Origin of the sequence: Pseudomonas sp. ANT_J12, assembly GCF_008370045.1 — a bacterium.
Lineage (GTDB): Bacteria > Pseudomonadota > Gammaproteobacteria > Pseudomonadales > Pseudomonadaceae > Aquipseudomonas.
Map to the genome: position 1 here is coordinate 100135 of NZ_VOBN01000010.1, position 17376 is coordinate 117510.

The 17376-nt window shown below is 61.3% G+C and carries 15 protein-coding genes; 7 read left to right on the forward strand and 8 right to left on the reverse strand.

What is annotated here, in order from left to right; translation table 11 throughout:
* The first annotated feature begins 2 nt into the window (after window positions 1-2).
* The 5 genes from FQ192_RS20880 to gcvH all read left to right on the forward strand — a co-directional run bounded on the left by FQ192_RS20880 (window position 3) and on the right by gcvH (window position 5920).
* Complete coding sequence (locus FQ192_RS20880; RefSeq protein ID WP_178129181.1) at window positions 3-1220, forward strand: 2-octaprenyl-3-methyl-6-methoxy-1,4-benzoquinol hydroxylase; 1218 nt, start codon at window positions 3-5, stop codon at window positions 1218-1220.
* A 251-nt stretch (window positions 1221-1471) separates the two neighbouring features.
* Window positions 1472-2476, forward strand: a complete 1005-nt coding sequence (locus FQ192_RS20885; protein WP_123403965.1) for an extracellular solute-binding protein — start codon at window positions 1472-1474, stop codon at window positions 2474-2476.
* 174 nt (window positions 2477-2650) lie between these two features.
* The gene (locus FQ192_RS20890) at window positions 2651-4249 is read left to right on the forward strand and encodes an iron ABC transporter permease (RefSeq protein ID WP_149660236.1); all 1599 of its coding nucleotides are present in this window, start codon (window positions 2651-2653) and stop codon (window positions 4247-4249) included.
* A gap of 154 nt (window positions 4250-4403) precedes the next feature.
* Window positions 4404-5486 carry a glycine cleavage system aminomethyltransferase GcvT gene (gene gcvT / locus FQ192_RS20895; RefSeq protein ID WP_149660237.1) on the forward strand — a complete coding sequence of 361 codons (1083 nt, stop codon included), beginning with the start codon at window positions 4404-4406 and terminating at the stop codon, window positions 5484-5486.
* Window positions 5487-5536: 50 nt separating this feature from the next.
* Entirely contained in the window at window positions 5537-5920 is a 384-nt protein-coding gene (gcvH, locus tag FQ192_RS20900) for a glycine cleavage system protein GcvH (protein ID WP_149660238.1), read from the forward strand.
* A gap of 87 nt (window positions 5921-6007) precedes the next feature.
* On the opposite strand, the gene FQ192_RS20905 is transcribed toward gcvH, so the two are convergent.
* On the reverse strand, window positions 6008-7135 hold the full coding sequence (locus FQ192_RS20905; protein ID WP_149660239.1) for a DegT/DnrJ/EryC1/StrS aminotransferase family protein: 1128 nt from the start codon (window positions 7133-7135) through the stop codon (window positions 6008-6010).
* A 154-nt stretch (window positions 7136-7289) separates the two neighbouring features.
* On the opposite strand from FQ192_RS20905, the gene gcvP reads away from it, so the two are divergent.
* Complete coding sequence (gene gcvP / locus FQ192_RS20910; RefSeq protein WP_149660240.1) at window positions 7290-10163, forward strand: aminomethyl-transferring glycine dehydrogenase; 2874 nt, start codon at window positions 7290-7292, stop codon at window positions 10161-10163.
* 99 nt (window positions 10164-10262) lie between these two features.
* On the opposite strand, the gene FQ192_RS20915 is transcribed toward gcvP, so the two are convergent.
* The 6 genes from FQ192_RS20915 to FQ192_RS20940 all read right to left on the reverse strand — a co-directional run bounded on the left by FQ192_RS20915 (window position 10263) and on the right by FQ192_RS20940 (window position 15237).
* Window positions 10263-10931 (reverse strand): outer membrane protein, encoded by a 669-nt coding sequence (locus FQ192_RS20915; protein WP_149660241.1) that lies wholly within the window; start codon window positions 10929-10931, stop codon window positions 10263-10265.
* Between the two features lie 195 nt (window positions 10932-11126).
* Window positions 11127-11447, reverse strand: a complete 321-nt coding sequence (locus tag FQ192_RS20920) for a DUF2388 domain-containing protein (protein WP_178129183.1) — start codon at window positions 11445-11447, stop codon at window positions 11127-11129.
* A gap of 66 nt (window positions 11448-11513) precedes the next feature.
* Window positions 11514-11963, reverse strand: a complete 450-nt coding sequence (locus FQ192_RS20925) for an NfeD family protein (protein ID WP_149660242.1) — start codon at window positions 11961-11963, stop codon at window positions 11514-11516.
* A gap of 10 nt (window positions 11964-11973) precedes the next feature.
* The gene (locus FQ192_RS20930; protein ID WP_054044604.1) at window positions 11974-12894 is read right to left on the reverse strand and encodes an SPFH domain-containing protein; all 921 of its coding nucleotides are present in this window, start codon (window positions 12892-12894) and stop codon (window positions 11974-11976) included.
* A 105-nt stretch (window positions 12895-12999) separates the two neighbouring features.
* A complete protein-coding gene (locus FQ192_RS20935; RefSeq protein WP_054044602.1) occupies window positions 13000-14784 on the reverse strand; it encodes a GspE/PulE family protein in 1785 nt (594 codons plus the stop codon).
* A gap of 114 nt (window positions 14785-14898) precedes the next feature.
* Window positions 14899-15237 (reverse strand): hypothetical protein, encoded by a 339-nt coding sequence (locus tag FQ192_RS20940; protein ID WP_149660243.1) that lies wholly within the window; start codon window positions 15235-15237, stop codon window positions 14899-14901.
* Between the two features lie 127 nt (window positions 15238-15364).
* Here FQ192_RS20940 and FQ192_RS20945 point away from each other — a divergent pair, with 127 nt between their 5' ends.
* Entirely contained in the window at window positions 15365-15835 is a 471-nt protein-coding gene (locus tag FQ192_RS20945; RefSeq protein WP_109502952.1) for an Lrp/AsnC family transcriptional regulator, read from the forward strand.
* 120 nt (window positions 15836-15955) lie between these two features.
* On the opposite strand, the gene FQ192_RS20950 is transcribed toward FQ192_RS20945, so the two are convergent.
* The gene (locus FQ192_RS20950) at window positions 15956-17323 is read right to left on the reverse strand and encodes an inorganic triphosphatase (protein ID WP_149660244.1); all 1368 of its coding nucleotides are present in this window, start codon (window positions 17321-17323) and stop codon (window positions 15956-15958) included.
* Window positions 17324-17376: the final 53 nt, after the last annotated feature.

Consider the following 17376-nt stretch of genomic DNA (forward strand, 5'->3'; position numbering starts at 1 on the left):
ACATGCGCGCAGATCTGCTGATTGTCGGGGCCGGAATGGTCGGCAGCGCCCTGGCGCTGGCGTTACAGGACAGCGGGCTGGAAGTCCTGCTGCTGGACGGCAGCCCGATGAGCGTCAAACCCTTCGATGGTCAGGCACCGTTCGAACCGCGAGTGAGCGCCTTGTCGGCCGCCAGTCAGCGAATTCTTGAACGCCTCGGCGTCTGGGACGGCATCGCCAATCGGCGCAGCAGCCCCTACACCGACATGCACGTCTGGGACGGCAGCGGCACCGGACAGATCCACTTCTCGGCCGCCAGTGTGCATGCCGAGGTGCTCGGCCATATCGTCGAGAACCGCGTGGTGCAGGACGCCTTGCTCGACCGCTTGCACGACTGCGACCTCGGGATGCTGGCCAATGCGCGCCTGGAGCAGATGCGTCGCTCCGGCGATGACTGGCTGCTGACCCTGGCCGATGGCCGCACCTTGCGTGCGCCGTTGGTGATCGCGGCGGATGGCGCCAATTCGGCCGTGCGCCGGTTGACCGGTGTCGCCACCCGGGAGTGGGATTATCTGCATCACGCCATCGTGACCAGCGTGCGCAGTTCCAAAGCGCATCAGATGACCGCTTGGCAGCGTTTTACCGATAACGGTCCGCTGGCGTTTTTGCCGCTGGAGCGGGACGGTCAGCAGGATTGGTGTTCGATCGTCTGGTCGACCACGCCGAGCGAAGCCGAACGCTTGATGGCGCTGGATGACGAAGGTTTCTGTCGTGAACTGGAACGGGCCTTCGAGGGGCGTTTGGGCACGGTGCTCAGCGCCGATCCGCGCCTGTGCGTGCCGCTGCGTCAGCGCCATGCCAAGCGTTATGTGGCCGAAGGCCTGGCGCTGATCGGCGATGCGGCGCACACCATTCACCCGCTGGCCGGGCAGGGCGTGAACCTGGGCTTCCTCGATGCGGCGGTGCTGGCTGAAGTGCTGTTGCAAGCGGCGGAACGCGGCGAGCGCCTGGCGGATGTGAAAGTCCTCAGCCGCTACGAGCGCCGGCGCATGCCGCACAACCTGGCGTTGATGGCGGCGATGGAAGGCTTTGAACGGTTGTTCCAGGCCAATCCGCTGCCGGTGCGCTGGTTGCGCAATGCCGGGTTGAAAATGGTCGAGCAGATGCCGGAGGCCAAGGCGTTGTTTGTGCGTGAGGCGCTGGGGTTGACCGGGGATTTGCCGGCGTTGGCCAAGGCCTGAGGTCGGCATGGCCCTGTGGCGAGGGGGCTTGCCCCCGTTGGGCTGCGAAGCAGTCCCTGCATTTTTTCAGACAAACCCTGCATTCCGATTTGCGACCGCTTCGCGGTTGAACGGGGGCAAGCCCCCTCGCCACAAGGGGTGTGCGCGCATCCTGTGCAACATCTGGTAACTCCTCCGCAAAGTGTTCGATTGAGCTGGCAAATGTGAGTCCTTATCATTTGGCCTCATTTTTCAATCGAGAGACCGCTCCCATGTTGGCATCCAAGCGTCTATTGACCGCGCTGGCCCTGACCCTGATCGGCAGCACCGCCGCCCAGGCCGCCGACGAGGTGGTGGTCTACTCCTCGCGCATCGACGAACTGATCAAGCCTGTGTTTGATGCCTACACCGCGAAAACCGGTGTGCAGGTGAAGTTCATCACCGACAAGGAAGCGCCGCTGATGCAGCGCATCAAGGCCGAGGGCGAAAACGCCACCGCCGACCTGCTGCTCACCGTCGATGCCGGCAACCTCTGGCAGGCCGAGCAGATGGGCATCCTCCAGCCCTTCACCTCGAAAACCATCGACGCCAACATCCCGCTGCAATATCGCTCCTCGGCCCACGCCTGGACCGGCCTGAGCCTGCGGGCGCGGACCATCGCTTACTCCACCGACCGAGTGAAGCCGGGTGAACTGACCACGTACGAAGGCCTGGCCGACAAGAACTGGGAAGGTCGCCTGTGCCTGCGCACGGCGAAGAAGGTCTACAACCAGTCACTGACCGCCACCATGATCGAAGTCCACGGCGCCGATAAAACCGAGCAGATCCTCAAGGGCTGGGTGAGCAACCTGTCCACCGACGTGTTCTCCGACGACATCGCGGTGCTGGAGGCGATCAACGCCGGCCAATGCGACGTCGGCATCGTCAACACCTACTACTACGGTCGCTTGCACAAGCAGAAACCGGACCTGGCGGTGAAGCTGTTCTGGCCGAACCAGGGCGACCGTGGCGTGCACGTCAACCTGTCGGGCATCGGCCTGACCAAGCATGCGCCGCACCCGGAAGCAGCCAAGGCCCTGGTCGAGTGGATGACCACGCCTGAGGCGCAGAAGATCTTTGCGGATGTTAACCAGGAATTCCCGGCCAACCCTGCCGTTGCACCTTCTGCGGAAGTGGCAAGTTGGGGCAAGTTTGTTGCCGATACCTTGCCGGTGGAAATCGCTGGCAAGCGTCAGGCTGAAGCGATTCGCATGATGGATCGGGCGGGTTGGAACTGAGTCTGTGGCGAGGGGGCTTGCCCCCGTTCGAGCGCGAAGCGGTCGCAATTTGGCGTGTAGGGTTTGTCTGAAAAAATGCAGGGGGCTGCTTCGCAGCCCAACGGGGGCAAGCCCCCTCGCCACAGAGAGACCGGCGTTAAGCTAGCGTCGCTCAACACCTTCTAGAGAACGCCCTTGGCCCACCCCGCCCAACGCCGCTGGTACCCCCTGGTCTTCGCCATCGCTGCGCTGGTCCTGCTGCCCCTGAGCGTGCTGTTTTTCTCCTGGCAAACCATCGATCAACAGATCTGGTCCCACCTCTGGGACACGCAGATGCCACGTCTGTTGGGCAACACCCTGACCCTGGTCGTCGGTGTCGGCATCGGCGTGACGCTGTTGGGCGTGAGCCTGGCCTGGCTCACCAGTCTTTGCGAATTCCCCGGCCGACGTTGGCTGGACTGGGCGCTGATGCTGCCCTTTGCGATTCCCGCCTATGTGCTGGCGTTCGTCTTCGTCGGTCTGCTGGACTTCGCCGGCCCGGTGCAAACCCTGCTGCGGGAATGGTTCGGCAGCGGGCTGCGCTTGCCGAGAGTGCGTTCCACCGGCGGGGTGATCCTGGTGCTGGTGCTGGTGTTTTATCCCTACGTTTACCTGCTGGCCCGCACCGCGTTCCTCGCCCAGGGCAAAGGCTTGATGGAGGCTGCCCGGGTCCTCGGGCAATCGCCGTGGCAAGCGTTCTGGCGTGTGGCATTGCCGATGGCGCGTCCGGCCATTGGTGCCGGCGTGGCGTTGGCGTTGATGGAAACCCTGGCGGATTTCGGCGCGGTGTCAGTGTTCAACTTCGACACCTTCACCACCGCCATCTACAAGACCTGGTACGGCTTCTTCAGCCTGTCGACCGCCGCGCAACTGGCCAGCCTGTTGCTGCTGGTGGTGATGGTGGTGCTGTACGGCGAGCGCCGCGCCCGAGGCGCCAATCGGGCGAGCAACGAGCGACCGCGGGTCAAGGCGCTGTATCACCTGCGCGGCTCCAAGGCGTTGGCGGCAACGGCTTGGTGCGGGTTGGTGTTCGCCTGCGCCTTCGTCATTCCAATGCTCCAACTGGTGGTGTGGTTCTGGCAGCGCGGGCGCTTCGATCTGGATGAGCGCTACGCCGGCCTGATCGTCCACACCCTGTACCTGGGCGGCATGGCGGCGCTGATCACGGTTAGCGTGGCGTTGCTGCTGGCGTTTGCCCGACGCCTGGCGCCAACCCGGGCGATCCGCTCCGGCGTCAGCCTGGCCAACCTCGGCTACGCCTTGCCCGGCTCGGTGCTGGCGGTGTCGATCATGCTGGCGTTCAGTTACCTGGACCGCGAACTGGTCGTACCGCTGTGGGGCAAACCGTTGCTGTTGGGCAGTCTGTCGGCTCTGATCCTGGCTTATCTGGTGCGTTTCATCGCGGTGGCTTATGGACCACTGGAAAGCAGCCTGGCGCGAATACGGCCTTCTTTGCCCGAAGCAGCACGTAGCCTTGGGGTCAGTGGGCCACGACTGTTTTTCAAAGTGTATCTGCCACTTTTGCTGCCGGGCACGTTGAGCGCGGCGTTGCTGGTGTTTGTCGATGTGCTCAAGGAAATGCCGGCGACCCTGCTGATGCGCCCGTTTGGCTGGGACACGCTGGCCGTGCGCATCTTTGAAATGACCAGCGAAGGCGAGTGGGCGAGGGCCTCGTTGCCGGCGCTGACCCTGGTTTTGGTCGGGCTGTTACCGGTCATCGGATTGATTCGACGTTCGGCGCATCGAAACGCCTAGGTGCCAGTCCTACACCATGCGGCTACAATGCGCGGCATTCGGTACGGTCCGTCTGACAGACCAGGTAGCTGAAATCGGCTGTAGGCCTTCTATTTCAAGGCTTTCAGCTGTAAGCGCCTGTCCGCACCTTCGCCACGCCCGGAAGGAGAAACCCATGGGACAGCGTACGCCTCTGTATGACCTTCATCTCGCCCTCGGCGCGAAGATGGTCGATTTTGGCGGTTGGGATATGCCACTGCATTACGGCTCGCAGGTCGAGGAACACCATCAGGTGCGCCGCGATTGCGGGGTTTTCGATGTATCCCACATGACCGTGATCGATGTCGACGGCCCCCAGGCCAAGGCCTGGCTCCAGCAGTTGCTGGCCAATGACGTCGAACGCCTGCACAGCCCCGGCCGTGCCTTGTACAGCACCATGCTCAACGAGCGTGGCGGCATCGTCGATGACATGCTCGTCTACCGTCTCGAAGACGGTTATCGCCTGGTGGTCAACGCTTCCACCCGGGATCAGGACCTGGCCTGGATGCAAGCCCATGTCGGCGCCTTCAAGGTCCAGCTCCACGAGCGTTCCGAGTTGGCGATGCTGGCGATTCAAGGTCCCCAGGCCCGGCACAAGATTGCCGAGCTGGTCACGCAGTCTCGCGGCAATCTCATTCAAATCCTCAAGCCTTTCGAAGGCCGGTCCGACGGTGACTGGTTTATCGCCCGCACCGGTTACACCGGCGAAGACGGGTTGGAAATCGTGTTGCCCGCTGATCAGGCACCCGGATTCTTCAACGATCTGGTCGGCGCGGGCATCTCGCCCATCGGTCTTGGCGCCCGCGACACCTTGCGGGTCGAGGCCGGGATGAACCTCTACGGCCAGGACATTCATCAAGACGTCTCGCCGCTGGCCTCCAATATGGCCTGGAGCATTGCCTGGGAACCGGCCACCCGCCAGTTCATCGGTCGCGCTGCCCTGGAAGCCGAAAAGGCCAACGGCGTGCAGCACAAACTGGTCGGTCTGGTGCTTGAAGAGCGCGGGGTTTTGCGCGCCCATCAAGTGGTCCGTATCGCCAATGTTGGCGAAGGGGAGATCACCAGTGGTAGTTTCTCTCCTACGCTTAGCAAGTCGATTGCACTGGCGCGCGTGCCGATGGCGACCGCCGACCGCGCAGAAGTGGAAATCCGTGGCAAGTGGTACCCGGTCCGAGTGGTCAAACCGACCTTCGTACGCCATGGCAAAACCTTGATTTAAACTTTTCTGGCGGGCATCGACCGCTGACATTCTTCTTGAGGACACTGAACATGAGCGATATCCCTGCCGGCCTGCGTTTCGCCGAAAGTCACGAATGGGCGCGTCTGGAAGCCGATGGCACCGTCACCGTAGGCATCAGCGATCACGCTCAGGAAGCCTTGGGCGACGTGGTGTTCGTTGAGCTGACCGAAGTGGGCAAAGAGTTCGCTGCCGGCGATCAAGCCGGAGTGGTCGAGTCGGTTAAAGCCGCTTCCGACATCTACTCCCCGATTTCCGGTGAAGTGATCGCGATCAACGAAGAGCTGGGTGGTTCGCCTGAACTGCTCAACACCGACCCGTACGGTGCGTGGATCTTCAAGCTCAAGCCAAGCGACAAGGCTGAGCTGGACAAGCTGCTCGACGCGGCCGGTTACAAAGCCGCAATCGGCGAATAATCTTCGCCCCTGTAGGAGCAAGGCTTGCCCGCGATGGCGTCCTCGAAAACGCCATCGCGGGCAAGCCATGCTCCTACAAGAAACGATTCAAGACTTCAGTACGGCTTTGACCGCTGCGACTGAACGCTCGACATCCGTCTTGTTCATGGTGGTAAACATCGGCAATGACACGATCAAACGGCCGACACGCTCTGCCACCGGGAACATCCCCTCCTTGAAACCGCGTTCGCGGTAAAGACTCAGCAAGTGAATCGGCGGGTAGTGATAGCCGATGCCGACGCCCAATCCCTGCATCTGCTCCATAAACATCGCCCGTGGCTTGCGCTCCGGCAACACCAGCTGAAACAGATGCCAGTTGCTGTTCTCGAAATCCGCCGGCGGCAGTTGTGCCCCGTACTGCGCTTCGAAATCCGCGCCGAAACACGTGAAGTAGTGCCGCGCCAGCTCACGTCGATGCGCCGTGATCGCTTCAATGTGGGCAAATTGCCCCAGGCCAATGGCCGCCGCGACGTCGGTCATATTGAACTTGCCGCCCAGCACATCCACATCCAGGCCATCGAAGCCAGTGCGGGTGACGCCCTGCAGACGGTACTTCTCCGCCAGTCGCACCTCTTCAGGCGTGTTCAGCACCAGGCAACCGCCCTCCGAGCAGGTGACGTTCTTGTTCGCCTGGAAACTGAACGACACGAAATCGCCGGTAGCGCCGATGCGCTGGCCGTTCCAGCTCGAACCCAGGGCTTGCGCCGCGTCTTCGACAATTCGTAAGCCGTGTTTTTGCGCGATGGCATACAGCCGAGTCATGTCCAGAGGCAACCCGGCGAGGTACACCGGAATGATCGCCTTGGTGCGTGGCGTGATCGCCGCTTCCAGTTGATCGAGGTCGATGTTGCGGGTCACTGGGTCGATGTCGGCAAACACCGGGGTGGCGCCCACTTCCAGAATCACGTTGGCGGTGGCGACCCAGGAAATCGGCGTGGTGATCACTTCATCCCCCGGCCCGACGCCGGCAATGCGCAACGCAATCTCCATCGTGCAGGTGCCGGAGTTGAAGGTGCGCACCGTGCGCCCGCCAAAGAACGCCGACAGTTGCGCTTCAAAGGCCTGGACCTTGGGGCCGCTGGTGATCCAGCCCGAGCGCAGCACATCGCCGACCGCGGCAATGGTGGCTTCATCGATGACCGGTTTGGAAAATGGCAAAAACGGCAATTGGCTCATAAGCGATAGACACCCGATAGCGGACGTTAAGTAGGCGCCGAACATGATGATCGGGATTGGCCGAAGGCGCTACGCCATCCGCTCGGGTATCGACTGCTATGCTGGTTTGACCGTGTTGCATCGACGCCGAGCGCCAGTCAAGAGAGAGCCCGTCATGTCCCAGTTGCCGTCCTTGAGCCAGTTACGCGACCCCAATGCCTTCCTGCGCCGCCACCTGGGGCCGGACGCCGCCGAGCAGCAGGCGATGCTCGACAGCCTCGGTGTTGGCAGCCGGGTCGAGTTGATTGAGCAGACCGTGCCGCCGGGCATTCGCCTCAACCGGGAACTGGACTTGCCGTCGGCCCTCGATGAAGAAGCCGCGCTGGCCAAGCTGCGCGGCTATGCCGAACAGAACCAGGTCTGGACCAGCCTGATCGGCATGGGCTACCACGGCACCCTCACGCCGACGGTGATCCTGCGCAACGTGCTGGAAAATCCCGGCTGGTACACCGCCTACACGCCGTATCAACCGGAGATAGCCCAGGGCCGGCTCGAAGCACTGCTCAATTTCCAGCAACTGACCATCGACCTCACGGGTCTGGAACTGGCCAACGCTTCGCTGCTGGATGAGGCTACGGCTGCGGCGGAAGCCATGGCGCTGGCCAAGCGCGTCGCCAAGTCCAAGAGCAATCTGTTTTTCGTCGACGAGAACTGTCATCCGCAGACCATTTCCGTGGTGCAGACCCGGGCCGAGGGCTTCGGTTTCGAGCTGATCATCGACGCTGTGGATAACTTGAAACAGCATCAAGTGTTCGGTGCGTTGCTGCAGTACCCCGACACCCACGGCGAGATCCGCGATTTGCGGCCGCTGATTGATCATCTGCATGCCCAGCAAGCCTTGGCCTGCGTCGCGGCGGATCTGCTGAGCCTGTTGCTGCTGACGCCACCGGGGGAGTTGGGGGCTGATGTGGTGTTCGGTTCATCGCAGCGTTTCGGCGTACCGATGGGCTACGGCGGACCCCACGCGGCGTTTTTCGCCAGTCGCGACGAGTACAAACGGGCGATTCCCGGACGGATCATCGGTGTGTCGAAAGATGCCCGTGGCAACGTCGCCTTGCGCATGGCCCTGCAAACCCGCGAGCAACATATCCGCCGGGAGAAGGCCAATTCGAACATCTGCACCGCCCAGGTGCTGCTGGCCAATATCGCCAGTTTCTACGCGGTCTATCACGGGCCGGAAGGGTTGAAACGGATCGCCCAGCGTGTGCATCGGCTGACCTGCATCCTCGCGACCGGCCTGGAGCGGCACGGTATTACCCGGCTCAACCAACAGTTCTTCGACACCCTGACCCTCGAAGTCGGCGGCACCCAAACGGCGATCATTGAAAGCGCCCAGGCCGCACAAATCAATTTGCGCATTCTCGGGCGCGGGCAATTGGGCTTGAGCCTGGATGAAACCTGCGATGAAAGCACCGTGGCGAAATTGTTCGATGTGTTCCTCGGTGCCGATCATGGGCTCAACGTCGAGGAACTGGACGCTGAAACCCTGGCCTGCGGGATTCCTGATGGATTATTGCGAACCACGCCTTACCTGCGTCACCCGGTGTTCAGCGCCCATCACAGCGAAACCGAAATGCTGCGCTACCTCAAGCAACTGGAGAACAAGGACCTGGCGCTGAACCAGTCGATGATCCCGCTGGGCTCCTGCACCATGAAGCTCAACGCCACCAGCGAGATGATCCCGATCACTTGGCCGCAATTCGCCAATCTGCATCCGTTCGCGCCCAAGGAACAAGCCGTTGGTTATGGGCTGATGATCGAGGAGCTGGAGCGCTGGCTCTGCGCGATCACCGGTTTCGATGCGATCTGCATGCAGCCCAACTCTGGCGCCCAGGGCGAGTACGCCGGGTTGCTGGCGATCCGCAAATACCACGAGAGCCGGCATCAGGGTGGCCGAGACATTTGCCTGATCCCATCCTCGGCCCACGGCACCAACCCGGCCTCGGCGCAAATGGCCGGGATGCGCGTGGTGATCGTCGAGTGCGACGAGGCGGGCAACGTCGATCTGGACGACCTGAAGGACAAAGCCTCGGCGGCGGGGGACAAACTCGCGGCCCTGATGGCGACGTATCCTTCAACCCACGGCGTGTACGAGGAAGGCATCAGCGAAATCTGCGAAGTTATCCACAGCCACGGCGGCCAGGTCTACATGGATGGCGCCAACCTCAACGCTCAGGTGGGCTTGGCGCGGCCAGCGGACATTGGCGCCGACGTTTCCCACATGAACCTGCACAAAACCTTCTGCATTCCCCACGGTGGCGGCGGGCCGGGGATGGGGCCGATTGGTGTGCGGGCACATCTGGCGCCGTTCGTGGCCAATCACCCGGTGGTGCCGATCGACGGCCCGCAACCGCAGAACGGTGCCGTCAGCGCCGCGCCGTGGGGCAGTGCATGCATTTTGCCGATCAGTTGGATGTACATCGCGATGATGGGGCCGCAACTGGCGGACGCCAGTGAGGTGGCGATCCTGGCGGCGAATTACCTGGCGCAGCATTTGTCCGGCGCCTTCCCGGTGCTCTACACCGGGCGTAACGAGCGCGTGGCCCACGAATGCATCCTCGATCTGCGGCCGCTCAAGGCACTGACCGGGATCAGCGAAGAAGACGTGGCCAAGCGCCTAATGGACTACGGCTTCCATGCGCCAACCATGTCCTTCCCGGTACCGGGGACGTTGATGGTCGAGCCGACCGAGAGCGAATCCAAGGCCGAGCTGGACCGTTTTATCGGGGCGATGCTGAGCATCCGTGCGGAAATCACCGAGGTACAAAACGGTAATTGGGACCCGGAAGACAATCCTCTGAAACGCTCGCCCCACACCCTGGCTGACATCACTGGCGTGTGGGAGCGGCCTTACAGCATCGAGCAAGCGGTGACACCGGATGCGCACACCAAGGCCCATAAATATTGGCCGGCGGTGAACCGCGTCGATAACGTCTACGGCGACCGCAATCTGTTTTGCGCGTGTGTCCCGGTGGATGATTACCGATGAGAAGACCAAAAGATCGCAGCCTTCGGCAACTCGTACAGGAAGATGCGTTTCCATAGAGCTGCCGAAGGCTGCGATCTTTTGCTTTTTATGGTCGATGAATCAGAACGTCATACGCGCCTCGACGTACAGGTTCTGCTCCCGCAACTTGCCCTTGAGCTGTTCGTCCCGGGCATTGATGCGGTTGGCGAAGGTGTTGTACCCGGTTTCGATGTTGCCCATGTCGACATAGCGATAACCGGCGCCGAGGCTAATTTGCTGGTTGAGCTTGAGGTCAGCCCCGACACCCATGGCGTAGGCGAAGTTGTTCTGGCTGTTGTTGGCGAATCGTCGCGAAGGGTTGGTTTGATAACCTTCGGAGTTGACGTGCGCGACCCCCACGCCGGCCATTGCATACAGCGACAGGTAGTCGTTAAGCGGGAAATCCTTGTAGCCGTTGAGCATCAGGCGCTTGGACGAGACTTGCATGTTGTTGACGTTGGCGTTGAACGGCGCCCAGCGGCTCTTGAACTCCGAATCCTGCTTGATGCTGTATTCGGCTTCCAGGCGCCAATCGCCCTTGAATCCGTAGCCCAGCGCCACAGAGCCGCCAACATCTTTGTTGGTGTCCGGGCTGGCCACGCGATTGTTGACTCGGGGGCTGGTGAGCAGGGCGCTTTCCAGGTCTTGCTGGACGCTCTGGATTTTGACCGAGCCGTACAGGCCCTCGGCATGGGACACATTGCTGAACGCTGCAGCGAGCAGCAATAACGGCAGACCTGGGTTTTTCATGGGTATCGATTCGCTTGTGTAGGGTGTTCGAATCGACAAAGTTTGCAGGCCCGCAGCCGCCGCAAAAATCAGAGCATTCCTCAGTCATGCGCTGAATTCTCGTCAGGGTGGTGGGGAATTGGCATTCATCGCTGTAGGAAAATGCCCCATAAAAAATGCCGCTCATATGAGCGGCATTTCTACAGCTGGAAAAGTTTAGTCCGACGCGACGGCATTTTTCGCCAGGATCGCGTTCGCCAACTCCATGTCCGTGGCTTGCAGGCCCGGGTTGTCGGCACGGACTTTCTGCATCGCCGCTTCCAGGTAAGGGCCGCGGATGCCGCCGTCACTGGCGACGAAACTGCCGGCATCGTCCTGTGCCGCGACGATCAGCTTGTGATCCTTGAAGGTCAGGTAGGTCGAACCGGTGGTTGCACCGGACGAAATGACGTTACGCCAAAAGCTGTCGGCCATTGCTGAACCAACGGGGAGGGACAGCAAGGCAAGGGTAGCGACAGCAAGTTTGAGACGCATGATGGGTGACTCCACTGGGGTTAACTACGGGGTTGGATCGTCATTTACCCAATCGAGTTCCATGACCGCTCAGTCAGCCGGTTCCACCAGCAGAATCGCCCCTTGCTGGCTGACCACGCGCACGCGGCTACCCAGCGCCGCATCTGGCCCGCGCGCCATCCACACGCCATCGGCGACTTTGATCTTGCCGCGACCGTCGACAATCGCCTCGTGTACCACAAAGGTTTTGCCGATCAGTTCCTGGCCGCGCAGGTTGAGGTTCGGCTGATCACTCTCGCGCACGGCGCTGCGCTGGCGTCGCCACCAGTACACGGCGGTGGCGATCGAGAGCAGGCCGAACAGCAAAAATTGCAGCTCCCAGGACATGCTCGGCAGCACAAAGGTCAGCACGCCCACCGCTGCGGCGGCCATGCCGATCCACAGCAAGTAACCCCCGGCGCCGAACACTTCAAGAATCAGCAGCACCGTGCCCAGTGCCAACCAGTCCCAGAACGACAGATGTTGCAGGAATGCCCACATGGCGCGCGCCTCAGGCTTTTTTGTTGTCGAACGTGGCCTTGACGATTTCGCCGATACCACCGACGGCACCGATCATCGAGCTGGCCTCAAGCGGCATCAGGATCACTTTGCTGTTGTTGGCCGAGGCCAGCTTGCCCAGGGCATCGATGTACTTTTGCGCGACGAAGTAGTTCACCGCCTGCACGTTGCCATTGGCGATGGCCTCGGACACCACTTTGGTGGCCTGGGCTTCGGCTTCGGCCTGACGCTCCCGGGCTTCGGACTCAAGGAAAGCGGCCTGACGACCCCCTTCGGCCTCCAGGATCTGCGCCTGCTTCTTGCCTTCTGCGGTCAGGATCGCCGCGGCCCGCAGGCCTTCGGCTTCGAGGATTTGCGCGCGCTTGATCCGCTCGGCTTTCATCTGGCCGGACATGGCGGCCATCAAGTCCGCTGGCGGGCTGATGTCCTTGATCTCGATCCGGGTAATCTTGATGCCCCACGGTGCCGTTGCTTCATCGACCGTGCGCAGCAGTTTTTCGTTGATGTTGTCGCGCTGGCTGAGCATCGCGTCCAGCTCCATCGAGCCGAGCACGGTACGGATATTGGTTTGCAGCAGGTTACGCACGGCGTGCTCGAGGTTGTTCACCTCATAGGCAGCCTGGGCGGTGTTGACCACCTGGAAGAAACACACCGCATCGATCTGCACCGTGGCGTTATCGGCGGTGATGACTTCCTGGGGCGGAATATCCAGCACGCTTTCCATCACGTTGATCTTGCGACCAATGCGATCCATCACCGGAATGATGATGTTCAGGCCGGGCTTGAGGGTGTTGGTGTAACGACCAAAACGCTCGACCGTCCACTGATAACCCTGGGGCACGACCTTGAAACCCATGAACAGAATGGCGACGACCAGGCCGACAAACAGTAAAAGCACACTACCGATCTGCATAACGAATCCTTGTTGATGAATTGGCGATGGCAGGAGTGTAACGGCGCGCGTCGGCCAGCAGAACTGCTTAGTCACGCCTCGCATCATCAGGAGACATAAAAGGTTTCATTTCTGCTCACTCTGCGGCGTCACCCGCAACACCTCCTCAATCGTCGTGAGCCCCGCCGCCACTTTCTGCGCGCCGGACAGCCGCAAGCTACGCATGCCTTCCTTGAACGCCTGGCGCCGGATCGCCAGCAAGTCGGTATCGGGGGTGATCAGGGCTTTGACGCTGTCGGTCAGTTGCATGATTTCGTAGACCCCGGCGCGGCCGCGATAGCCGGTGTCGCGGCATTCCAGGCAGCCGATGGCGCGGTGGGCGTTGTTGGGTAGCGGAGCTTGCCAGGGCCGGGTCAGGGTTTGCCAGTCTTCTTCGCCGAGGGTCAGCGGCGCCTTGCAGTGTGGGCACAAGGTGCGGACCAGGCGCTGGGCCATGACTCCGAGCACCGTGGCTTTGATCAGGTAATGCGGCACGCCGAGCTCCAGCAGGCGGCTGATGGCGCTCGGTGCGTCGTTGGTGTGCAGGGTCGAGAGCACGAGGTGACCGGTGAGCGCGGCCTGGATCGCCATTTCGGCGGTTTCGAGGTCGCGGATCTCGCCGATCATGATGATGTCCGGGTCTTGCCGCATCAGTGCGCGTACGCCGGCAGCGAAGGTCAGGTCGATGTTGTGCTGGACCTGCATCTGGTTGAACGCTGGCTCGACCATCTCAATCGGGTCTTCGATGGTGCAGAGGTTGACCTCCGGCGTCGCCAGTTTCTTCAGTGTTGTATAGAGCGTGGTGGTCTTGCCCGAACCGGTCGGCCCGGTCACCAGGATGATGCCGTTGGGCTGGCGGGTCATGTCCTGCCAGCGGCGCAGGTCATCGGCGGAGAAACCCAACTGATCGAAGTCCTTGAGCAGCACTTCCGGATCGAAGATCCGCATGACCATTTTTTCGCCGAACGCGGTGGGCAGCGTCGATAGCCGCAGTTCCACTTCACCGCCGTCCGGGGTCTTGGTCTTGACCCGGCCGTCCTGGGGTTTGCGTTTCTCCGCGACGTTCATCCGGCCCAGGCTTTTCAGGCGACTGACGATGGCCATGGTCACCTGGGGCGGGAATTGATAGACGTTGTGCAGCACGCCGTCGATGCGAAACCGCACCGTGCCTTGCTCGCGCCGGGGCTCGATATGGATATCACTGGCGCGCTGCTGGAACGCGTACTGGAACAGCCAGTCGACGATATTGACGATGTGCGCGTCGTTGGCGTCCGGCTCCTGATCGCTGGCGCCGAGGTTCAGCAGTTGCTCGAAATTGCCGAGGGTGCTGGTCTGCTGATCGGCATTGGTGGCGCCGGTGACCGACTTGGCCAGGCGGAAAAACTCCACGCTGAAGCGCTGGATATCCGCCGGGTTGGCCACCACGCGCTTGATCGGCAGCTTCAATACGTGAGTCAGGTCGGCTTCCCAGCCCGTGACGTAGGGCTGGGCACTGGCCACGGTCACCGCATCGCGGTCGATGGAAACGGCGAGAATTTTGTGGCGCTGGGCGAAGGCGTAGGACATCAGCGGCGTAATGGCCGCGACGTTGATCTTCAGCGGGTCGATGCGCAGGTAAGGCTGGCCGGCCTGTTGCGACAACCACAGGGTCAGGCTTTCGAGGTCGAGGTGTTTGCCGGGACGGCTGAGGTCGTCCAGGTGTTGGCTGGCAATAAACTCCAACGGATGTAACTGGCCATTGGCGGCATGCCGGCGTCGGGCGTTGAGCGCGAGTTCGGCCGAATCCTGATTAATAAAGCCCTGGGCGACCAGCTCTCGCAGCAAATCATTGAGATCCAGCCAGCGGTCCTGAGTGGCAAGTTGAACGGACATGCGGGTTCCTTTTGAACAATCCTGCAAACAGCGATCTAGACCGCAGTGTGCAAAGGATAGTCGCGGACCCGCTGACCGTTGGGCCACTACCCGACGAAGCCGTTTCCAGTTCTTTCAGCCGGTCGCTTGCGCCTGCTCATCCCACGCAGAATCGGCACTTTGCAGGTTCACCGAACAGACGCTAATCAGGTTACGAAGTTTTTCCGCGATCACTTGGGCGCGATGCCAGGTCAGGCCGTCGATCACAATGTCAATCGACAGCAGATCGTCCATGCGCTGCACGTTGACCTGCTCCGGCGTCAAAAACTGCATGGCGAACAGGTTGAGTGCTCGACACAGTAAGTCCGGCTCGGCTTCGGCCAGCAGTTGGTAGTGCACGCGGCAATGGGCGTTGCTGACATTCCAGACATCGACGCGGGTCGGTGGGGTGTTCACGGCTTCTAGATGCAGCATGGGTCGGGCTCCAAAATCACTGGAGGAATTTTTACATTCGGTGCCGGGCATTTCTTGGCTATGATCGGGCGTATTACCGGTTTATCGAATCGTTTGATTCAACAAGTAGCCAATCAAGGGTTTTTCTATGCACGCCGAGCTGGATGGCTACGACCGCAAGATTCTCGCGTTGCTGCAAGAGGACGCTTCGCTGTCCAGCGCGCAGATTGCCGAGCAGGTGGGGCTGTCCCAGTCGCCGTGCTGGCGGCGGATTCAGCGGATGAAGGAGGAGGGGATCATTCGCGGTCAGGTGACGTTGCTCGACCGCAAGAAAATCGGCCTGAACACGCAGATCTTCGCCGAAATCAAACTCAACGCCCACGGGCGTTCCAACTTCACGGAGTTCACCGAGGCAATTCGCGGTTTTCCCGAAGTGCTGGAGTGTTATGTGCTGATGGGGTCGGTGGATTTTTTGCTGCGGATTGTCACGGCGGATATCGAGGCGTATGAGCGCTTCTTTTTTGAGAAGCTGTCGATGGTGCCGGGGATTCAGGAAGTGAATTCGATAGTGGCGTTATCGGAAATCAAGTCGACGACGAGTTTGCCGGTGTTGCGCTAAGTGATCGTTCCCACGCTCTGCGTGGGAATGCAGCCGGTGACGCTCCGCGTCACCTGGACGCAGAGCGTCCCTTGAGGCATTCCCACGCAGAGCGTGGGAACGATCATGTGGAGGGCGGGCTTACATACGCAGCAACATTTTCCAGGCACGATTCTGATACACGGCGATGGCCTGCTGCTTACGCGCATCCAGGCTTTCGTCGGTGATCGGCTCGTTGGCCAGTTGCGCCAGTTTGTTCAGTTCGCCGTACAGGCGATCCATTTCCGGGATGTCCAACACGCCACGGGCATGGTGCATCCAGGCCTGGATGCGTTCGATGCGCGGCAGTTGCTCGGCCAGGTCTTCGGGCTGTTGCTGGTAGCGTTGCAATTGCAGCGACGTGGCTTCTTCGCCCAGCAGGCGCGGCAGCCAGTTGGCCAGTTGTGCAGCGCCTTGGCGATTGCCACGCACGTTGCGGTCGGCAGCCCAGGTGCGAGCCAGCAACCAACGGGAAGTGTTCAGCGAGAACAGGCCCCAGCGCGGGTCTTGCAGTTCTTCGAGGAACTGCTCCGGCGCGGCTTTGCGCACGTCTTCGTCGTCCAGGCCGGCTTGCACCAGTGGGCGCCAGTCTTCCAGCAAGGCGTCCAGTGCAAGGCGCAGGTCGTGGGTCGACTGACGCGGTGCGGCTTGGCCAAGGCTGCTCAGCAGTGCGCGCAGTTCGCCGAGGTTTTCGACCCAGTCCTGCAACAGGCGCCAGTGGCCATTGAAGCGATATTGCTCAGCCAGACGCTGGCTGCTGCCCAGCAAGTGCCAGCTCAGCGCGGCGAAAGCGTCGTCCAGCGGCATTTCGGCGGTGATTTGCGGCGCCGGCAGGCTCAGCGAATAGCTGTTGGCGTCGTACAAACGGTAGCCGCGCTCGGCCTTGCTGATGTCACACGGCATCAGGGCCAGGGTCGCGGCCAGTTCGGCGGCCAGTTCCAGCAGCGCGGCAGGTTCGCCTTCGCGCAGTTCCAGTTCCAGCTCGCAGATTTCTTCTTTCTGCTTGCCGACGACCACGTGGCCGAAGTCCAGCGCCGCTTCGATGACCACTTTGGTCTTGCCGCGACCCCAAGCGATCTCGGCGCGTTCGCGCACGAAATCGGTGGTGAAGATGGCTTTCAGGGTTTTCTTGTCCAGCTCCGCCAGCTCTTCAGGCCAGCATTCGCCGTCGAGTTTCTTCACGTCGAGCTTGGCTTTGGGCAGGTTCCAGTCGTATTCGTTACGTTCGGACAGACCGGCAACACTCTGGCCACGGGTCTTGAGGGTCTGGATCACTTCTTCGCCATCGCGGCGCAGGCGCAGGGCAACCTTGGCACGGGCCAGGTCGCGCTCAGGCGTGTCGAAGTACTGATTCATCAACTCACGGCGTTCCCAGCCACTTTTGTTGCGTTTTTTCAGGAGCGGGTGCTCGCGCAGGGCGGCGAGGGTTTCGCGGCTGACGCGGAGTTTGATTTCGGTTTCTTTCTGCATGGCCGGAAAATCCAGGATCGGGAGCGCAGCCGGGGGAATGTGTGGCTGCCAAG

Excerpts from the sequence above, each read along its gene's own strand:
- FQ192_RS20935 (WP_054044602.1), bottom strand. The coding sequence starts at position 14,784 with ATGTCCGTTCAACTTGCCACTCAGGACCGCTGGCTGGATCTCAATGAT.
- FQ192_RS20925 (WP_149660242.1), bottom strand. The coding sequence starts at position 11,963 with ATGTGGGCATTCCTGCAACATCTGTCGTTCTGGGACTGGTTGGCACTG.
- FQ192_RS20945 (WP_109502952.1), top strand. The coding sequence starts at position 15,365 with ATGCACGCCGAGCTGGATGGCTACGACCGCAAGATTCTCGCGTTGCTG.
- FQ192_RS20950 (WP_149660244.1), bottom strand. The coding sequence starts at position 17,323 with ATGCAGAAAGAAACCGAAATCAAACTCCGCGTCAGCCGCGAAACCCTC.
- FQ192_RS20915 (WP_149660241.1), bottom strand. The coding sequence starts at position 10,931 with ATGAAAAACCCAGGTCTGCCGTTATTGCTGCTCGCTGCAGCGTTCAGC.
- gcvT (WP_149660237.1), top strand. The coding sequence starts at position 4,404 with ATGGGACAGCGTACGCCTCTGTATGACCTTCATCTCGCCCTCGGCGCG.
- FQ192_RS20940 (WP_149660243.1), bottom strand. The coding sequence starts at position 15,237 with ATGCTGCATCTAGAAGCCGTGAACACCCCACCGACCCGCGTCGATGTC.
- FQ192_RS20885 (WP_123403965.1), top strand. The coding sequence starts at position 1,472 with ATGTTGGCATCCAAGCGTCTATTGACCGCGCTGGCCCTGACCCTGATC.
- gcvH (WP_149660238.1), top strand. The coding sequence starts at position 5,537 with ATGAGCGATATCCCTGCCGGCCTGCGTTTCGCCGAAAGTCACGAATGG.
- gcvP (WP_149660240.1), top strand. The coding sequence starts at position 7,290 with ATGTCCCAGTTGCCGTCCTTGAGCCAGTTACGCGACCCCAATGCCTTC.
- FQ192_RS20930 (WP_054044604.1), bottom strand. The coding sequence starts at position 12,894 with ATGCAGATCGGTAGTGTGCTTTTACTGTTTGTCGGCCTGGTCGTCGCC.
- FQ192_RS20905 (WP_149660239.1), bottom strand. The coding sequence starts at position 7,135 with ATGAGCCAATTGCCGTTTTTGCCATTTTCCAAACCGGTCATCGATGAA.
- FQ192_RS20880 (WP_178129181.1), top strand. The coding sequence starts at position 3 with ATGCGCGCAGATCTGCTGATTGTCGGGGCCGGAATGGTCGGCAGCGCC.